The 3459-nt window shown below is 61.3% G+C and carries 3 protein-coding genes; 2 read left to right on the top strand and 1 reads right to left on the bottom strand.

Annotation, left to right across the window (positions count from 1 at the left end; all coding sequences use genetic code 11):
• Positions 1 to 383 precede the first annotated feature (383 nt).
• Together I6U14_RS11300 and I6U14_RS11295 are read left to right on the top strand one after the other, a co-directional pair.
• The gene (locus I6U14_RS11300) at positions 384 to 1718 is read left to right on the top strand and encodes a heterodisulfide reductase-related iron-sulfur binding cluster (protein ID WP_296899383.1); all 1335 of its coding nucleotides are present in this window, start codon (positions 384 to 386) and stop codon (positions 1716 to 1718) included.
• A gap of 28 nt (positions 1719 to 1746) precedes the next feature.
• On the top strand, positions 1747 to 2328 hold the full coding sequence (locus I6U14_RS11295; RefSeq protein WP_296899381.1) for a DUF3501 family protein: 582 nt from the start codon (positions 1747 to 1749) through the stop codon (positions 2326 to 2328).
• A 392-nt stretch (positions 2329 to 2720) separates the two neighbouring features.
• On the opposite strand, the gene I6U14_RS11290 is transcribed toward I6U14_RS11295, so the two are convergent.
• A complete protein-coding gene (locus I6U14_RS11290; RefSeq protein ID WP_296899380.1) occupies positions 2721 to 3335 on the bottom strand; it encodes a DMT family transporter in 615 nt (204 codons plus the stop codon).
• Positions 3336 to 3459 lie beyond the last annotated feature (124 nt).

Genomic DNA, 3459 nt, shown 5'->3' with positions numbered 1-3459 from the left:
CGAAAGTAGGTCACCGCCAGGGTTCTCTCCTAATGGGCCGACTTTGTCGGCCCTTTTTTTTGGTCTGACCGAAGGGGCCGGCTCAGCAAAAAGGCTCGCTAGCAGAATCCTTGGATGCAACGGGAAGGCGTGCTGTAGGCTCGGTTTGCTGACGAGCGCTATGGCGGCGCGCGTCTTTCCTGCTGGCGCGTTCGCTCCCGACGGGGTTGGTCGCAGTGATATCATCGCGAGCCAATTGTTGGATGCGGCGGCGCATGAACGAAGTGCGCCTGGAGTGCCGGAGGCTTTCCTGTGCAGCGGTTGCCGAGAGCGGACGCATCGGAACCCGTGGCAAACTTCAGAGACAGGACGCCGACGCTGGGTCACGATCGAGGAGCAGCAGCATGACGATGACACGTGAGGGTAGCCTCGAGGCGCCGATCCGCCATCCGATCGACTGGCGGAGCCCCGAGTTCTACGACGAGGATTCTCTGAATGCCGAGCTGGAGCGGGTGTTCGATATCTGCCACGGCTGTCGGCGGTGCGTAAGTCTTTGCCAGGCGTTTCCGACGTTGTTCGACCTCGTAGACGAGTCGGAGACCTTGGAGGTAGACGGGGTCGCGAAGACGGACTACGTGAAGGTGGTCGACCACTGCTACCTCTGCGACCTCTGCTACATGACGAAGTGTCCTTACGTGCCTCCGCATGAATGGAACGTGGACTTTCCGCATCTGATGCTCCGGGCCAAAGCGGTGAAGTTCAGCAAGGGGCAGGTCAAGGCGCGGGATAAGCTTTTGACAAGTACCGATCTCGTGGGATCTCTTGCTGGTATTCCCGTCGTCAACGGTCTTGTGAACGCAACGCTCAGCAACGCCGTCGGGCGAGGGTTGGTAGAGTCCGTCATGCGGGTGGATAAAACGGCGCGGTTGCCGAGATATCACACCGATACGCTGCGCAAACGCCACCGTCACCTCGTCAATAGGAAGGCCCAAGGGGAGGGCGCGGGACCGACCACCGGCAAGGTCGCCGTATTTACCACCTGTTACGGCAACTACAATGAGCCTGACGTTAACGAGGACCTCATTTCCGTTCTGGAACACAACGGGATACCCGTGACGCTTGCCGCTGAGGAGCGCTGTTGCGGTATGCCCAAGTTGGAGCTTGGTGATCTGGAAGCGGTGGATAAGGCAAAACGCGCGAATATCCCGGTACTGAAAGCCTTAGTGGACGAAGGTTGGGACGTCCTGGCGATCGTTCCCTCCTGTGTGTTGATGTTCAAGCAGGAGCTCCCGCTGATGTACCCCGACGATCACGACGTTCAGGAGGTCGCTGACCACGTCTATGATCCATTCGAATATCTCTTGTTGCGGCACAAGCACGGCAAGATGAATACGGCCTTCCAGAAGTCGTTGGGTAAAGTCATTTATCAGGCGTCTTGCCATCAGCGGGTGCAGAACATTGGGCAGAAAACACGCGACGCACTGAGCTTGGTACCGGGAACGACAGTAGAGACCATCGAGCGCTGCTCAGGCCATGATGGCACATACGCCGTGAAGCAGGAATTTCATGCTGCGTCTATGAAGATCGTCCGTCCTGTCGCCAATCGAATCCAGAAGGCAGAGGCCGATCACTTCGGCAGTGACTGTCCAATGGCCGGCGCGCATATCGCGCACGCGCTTGGCGAGGATGGGCGACAGCAGCACCCGATCTCGCTGCTGCGCCTCGCGTATGGTCTCTGACGCTGAATTGATTGCGAGAGAAAGTACTATGCAACCTCTGACCCGTGCTGACCTATTTAGTCTGGAGGAGTATGCCGAAAAGCGCGCGGACTTTCGCGCGAAGGTGATGGCGCATAAGCAGGCTCGGCGCGTACCTATTGGGGCGCATGCAACGCTTTACTTCGAGGACCGTCTGACCATGCAGTATCAGATTCAGGAGATGCTGCGTGTTGAGCGTATCTTCGAGCCCACCGGGATTCAGGAAGAACTGGATGCATACAATCCCCTGATTCCGGACGGCGATAATTGGAAGGCTACGTTCATGGTGGAGTTTGAAGATGTCGAAGAACGCCGCCAAGCCCTTTCCCGTCTCATTGGGATAGAAGACCGGGTTTGGGTACAGGTTGGCGCACACGAACAGGTTTATGCCATCGCCGATGAAGACCTCGAGCGCGAGAGCGCGGACAAGACCTCCTCAGTGCATTTTCTGCGCTTCCAACTCCCGGAAGGCGCAGTGAACGACGTCAAACGAGGTGCTCCGATCCGGATGGGCATTGACCATCCCGAGTACCGCGAGGAGGTGGAACTAGATGCCGCACGCAGGGACGCGCTGGCCGCAGATTTGCATTGAAGGCCCTGGGCTGGTGCTCGAGGCGGCGGCGACTGTGGGAGAGGCGCGTGCTTCGCTCGAGCCGGCACCGTCCATGATGCGAGTCAGGCGCGTCACGCGATGATTTCCAATCGTCGCGCAAAGGCGGCCGGTGCCCCCATCGTGGCTCTCCTACTCGGCATAGATGGCGTACGCTTCCACGGAGACCGGCCGTTGGCTGGAGCGCGCGAGTGCTTGGAACAGATCGCTCCTGGGACGGGTTACTGCCGACGGCTTGAGGGCTGATCCACCGGGAGGACCGTTGGTGCTGCCCCTGGCGCGACAACTGTGCGGCGCCATCTGCCCTTTTCGGCCCTTGGCCCTCGGCACCGATGACATTGCTGTGGGCGGGGCGCGGCGGGATAGAGCGTGCCTCAGCGCCGAAGCCACACCACCGCCAATCCCGCCAGCACGATGCAGGCGCCGCCTGTCAGCTCCGCCAGGCTCAGGGCCTCCCCCGCCAGCCAGGCCGCGGAGAGAGCACCGACGACCAGCTCGAACAGTAAGAGCACCGATGACCGCTGCAAGGGCATGCGGCTGATACCGTACTGCGTTGCGGAAATCATGCTGCTCATCCAGAGCACCCCGATCGCAATCGCCGCCAGCAGCGCCCACCAGGGGGCGGCGAAGTCCGTCCCCACACCAGCCGCCGCAACCGCCGCCAGCGGCGGCACCAGCGCCACCGCTGCCAGATTCTTCAGCGCCGCCGGCAGCCCCATCGCCGCGCGCAACTGCACATTCGTGAGCGCGAAAGCAAACCCAGCTACGAGGCCCAGCAGATCCGCGGGGCTGAAGGCCCGCAGCAGGCCTTGGCCGAGACCGCGTGTATCCGACAGCAGCATCAGCCCCGCCCCGAACAACGCCAGCACGAGCGCAGGCACCGTTACCGGCAACAGTCGCTCCCCGAGCAGCATCCGTCCCAACAGCACCGCCCACACCGGCGACAGATAGAACAGGATCAGCACCCGCGCTACCTCGCCCTCGATCATGCCAAGCCCGACGGCGATACCACAACCAGCCGCCTAACGCCAGATGCGCACGAGCCGCCATCGCTGGACTGACAACGGCCGCCAGTTACCCAGGCCAAAAAGACAAAGCACAGCCGAGGCCCAG

Source organism: Thiohalocapsa sp. (genome assembly GCF_019695415.1).
Lineage (GTDB): Bacteria > Pseudomonadota > Gammaproteobacteria > Chromatiales > Chromatiaceae > Thiohalocapsa.
The sequence above is the reverse complement of the archived record's forward strand: the minus strand, read 5'-3'. Positions and strand labels throughout refer to the sequence as shown.